Below are 2,763 nucleotides of genomic sequence, written 5' to 3' on the forward strand. Positions count from 1 at the left end.
AGGCCCTTCCCAATGGAAGGATCTTCGGTTTCGAGGCGCTGCTGCGCTGGCGGCATCCGCTGCGCGGCCTGGTGCCGCCGGGGCTGTTCATTCCGCTGGCGGAAGAGACCGGCGCGATCGCGCCGATCGATGAATGGGTGTTGCGCGAAGCCTGCCGGGAAGCCGCATCCTGGCGACGGCCGCTCACGATCGCCGTCAACCTGTCGCCGGTCGATTTCCGGCGCGGCGACGTGGCGGCGATGGTCCTTGCCACGCTGGTGGAAACCGGCCTCGATCCGCAACGCCTTGAAATCGAAATCACCGAGGGTGTGCTGTTTCAGGATTTCGAACGTGCCCTCTCGATCCTGCGCCGGATCAAGGGTTTTGGCGTCCGCATCGCGATGGACGATTTCGGAACCGGCTATTCATCGCTGTCCTACCTGCAGGACTTTCCATTCGACAAGATCAAGATCGATAAGACCTTCGTTTCCAGGATTGGCGACAGCTTTCAGGCCGGCGCCATCATCCAATCCATCCTCGGATTGGGACGCACGCTCGCGCTGCCGGTGATCGCGGAGGGCGTCGAGACCGAGGAGCAGCGGGCATTCCTCGCGCGGGAAGGCTGTCAGGTTCAGGGCTATCTGATCGGCCCGGCCGGAACCGATCGCGCATTACCGGCATCTGGTATCGGGTCTGGCCACCGCATGCGAGAGCGTCACGGGCACGCGCTGAATTGGCCAGCTTTTCGGCGCCGGAAGCCGGGCCGCTGTAGCACCTTAAGCGTCAGCTTCGGCCTTTGACGAAGCACCCGACTTTTTCTTGCCGTGCTTGCCGCGCAGGAAGCGAATATCCATTTCCGTGCCGTTGACGCGAACGAGCTCGCAGCGGCGATAGGCGAGGCCGGTCGAGGACAGAAGCAGGAAGAACTCCTTGAGATTGAGGCCTTGAATGGAGCCTTCCACGGTCAGCGTGGCGTCGGTGTCCGAGATCGCGTTGAGCTGGCAGTCCCGGCGCCAGGTGCCGTCGATCGCCATGAGGCAGACGTCATAGCCCCGGCTGAACGTGACCCTCTCCGCGCCCTTGCCTTCTTCCGTCATCGCTCACCGTCCCGCCATCGCGGCGATTTTTGGCATCGACCCGCCGGCCTGAGGGGATGCCGCCCGCGCGCCGCTCGGCCGATAGAGGCCACGCTTGTCCGGGAACGGCTTGAAGACATCGGTCAGGCCGACGACCGTTTCCGCCGCGCCCAGCACCAGGAAGCCATCGCCTTCCATCGCCTTGGCGAGACGGCCGAAGATGTTGATCTTGGTGTCCTGATCGAAATAGATCAGCACGTTGCGGCAGAAGATGATGTCGAAATTGCCGAGCAGGGAGAAGTCGTGCAGCAGATTGAGCTGGCGATGCTGCACCATGCCGCGCAGCTCCGGGCTGATCTGCCACAATTCGCCGTTCTGCTTGAAATATTTGACGAGCAGTTGAATCGGAAGACCGCGCTGGACCTCGAACTGGCTGTAGATGCCCGACTTCGATTTCTCCAGCACTTCCTGCGACAGGTCGGTGGCGATGATCTCGGTCCGCCAGCCGGCGAGCGCCGGGCCCATTTCCTTGAGCGACATCGCAAGCGAATACGGCTCCTGGCCGGTCGAGCCGGCGGCGCACCATATCCTGATGCTCTTGCGGTTGGCGCGCGCCTTCAACATCTCCGGCATGATCGTATCGCGAAAATGTTCGAACGGCACCTTGTCACGGAAGAAGAAGGTCTCGTTGGTGGTCATGGCCTCGACCACCTGGGCGATAATCGTTGACGACCCGCCTTTCATTTTCAGCACGAGCTCGCCGATTCCAGCCACCCCGCATTTGCGCGACAGCGGAAGCAGGCGGCTTTCGATCAGATATTGCTTGTCTGCGGACAGATCGAGACCGGAATGATCCTTCAGGATCTTACGCAGATACTCATAGTCTGGCGGGGTCACGGGTAGCCTCTCAACGGCAAGCGGATAAGATTCAAATCGAGTTCTGTTAGGTCAGTTCGACCAAGCCGACTTCCTGGAACTTCGCGGCAACGATGTCCTTGTCGAACGGCTTCATGATGTATTCGTTGGCGCCGGCATGCAGCGCGCGCGAAATATGATCCATGCCGTTCTCGGTGGTGCAGAACACCACCTTGGGCACGTCGCCGCCGGGCAAGCGCCGCAGATGGCCGAGGAACTCGTAGCCGTCCATGACCGGCATGTTCCAGTCGAGCAGCACCGCGGTGGGCATGGCGCCCTTGCAGGCTTCGAGCGCCTGCTCGCCGTCCTCGGCTTCGACGATGTGGAAGTCCATTTCTTCGAGGATGCGGCGCGCGATCTTGCGCACCACGCTGGAATCATCGACGACAAGACAGGTTTTCATGTTGGCCTCCTTGCTTGATGCGCGGCGCTACGCTGCGAGGGCTGTTTTCGGAACGATTTCGAGAACGCGATCGATGTCGAGAACGACCATGAGCTGGCCGTCGAGGCGGTGAACGCCGCCGGCGAGCTTGGCGAAGCGCGGATCGAGGTTGACGGGGTTTTCCTCGCGGCTGGCGTCGGGCAGCCGCAGCACCTCGCCGATCTGGTCGATCAGCAGGCCGTAGGACTCGCCGCGCAGGTCGACGCCGACCGCCATCGGCGGCTTGCCGTCGTCATTCTTCGGCAGTCCGAGCCGGGCGCGCATGTCGACCACGGTGACGATGCGGCCGCGCAGGTTGAGCACGCCGGCGATCTCGGCGGAGGCCAGCGGCACCCGCGTCAGCCGCTCCGG

General features: G+C 62.6%; 4 protein-coding genes and 1 pseudogene. 1 reads left to right on the forward strand and 4 read right to left on the reverse strand.

Annotated elements, in window-relative coordinates; genetic code table 11:
• Positions 1-711 (forward strand): annotated as a pseudogene (locus CQ12_RS09220) (putative bifunctional diguanylate cyclase/phosphodiesterase); the annotation flags it as partial.
• A gap of 44 nt (positions 712-755) precedes the next feature.
• Here the strand turns inward: CQ12_RS09220 and CQ12_RS09225 are convergent.
• The 4 genes from CQ12_RS09225 to CQ12_RS09240 all read right to left on the reverse strand — a co-directional run.
• On the reverse strand, positions 756-1,076 hold the full coding sequence (locus tag CQ12_RS09225; RefSeq protein ID WP_057834995.1) for a hypothetical protein: 321 nt from the start codon (positions 1,074-1,076) through the stop codon (positions 756-758).
• 3 nt (positions 1,077-1,079) lie between these two features.
• Complete coding sequence (locus CQ12_RS09230) at positions 1,080-1,952, reverse strand: CheR family methyltransferase (RefSeq protein WP_057834996.1); 873 nt, start codon at positions 1,950-1,952, stop codon at positions 1,080-1,082.
• Positions 1,953-1,998: 46 nt separating this feature from the next.
• Positions 1,999-2,373 (reverse strand): response regulator, encoded by a 375-nt coding sequence (locus tag CQ12_RS09235; protein WP_057834997.1) that lies wholly within the window; start codon positions 2,371-2,373, stop codon positions 1,999-2,001.
• Positions 2,374-2,400: 27 nt separating this feature from the next.
• Positions 2,401-2,763, reverse strand: a 363-nt coding sequence (locus CQ12_RS09240; protein ID WP_083519203.1) for a chemotaxis protein CheW, incomplete at its 5' end; no start/stop codon positions are given.

The sequence above is a fragment of the Bradyrhizobium jicamae genome (assembly GCF_001440395.1).
Taxonomy (GTDB): Bacteria; Pseudomonadota; Alphaproteobacteria; order Rhizobiales; family Xanthobacteraceae; genus Bradyrhizobium; species Bradyrhizobium jicamae.

Bases quoted from the DNA above. Each gene is read 5' to 3' on its own strand.
- CQ12_RS09225 (WP_057834995.1), bottom strand. From the start codon at position 1,076: ATGACGGAAGAAGGCAAGGGCGCGGAGAGGGTCACGTTCAGCCGGGGC.
- CQ12_RS09235 (WP_057834997.1), bottom strand. From the start codon at position 2,373: ATGAAAACCTGTCTTGTCGTCGATGATTCCAGCGTGGTGCGCAAGATC.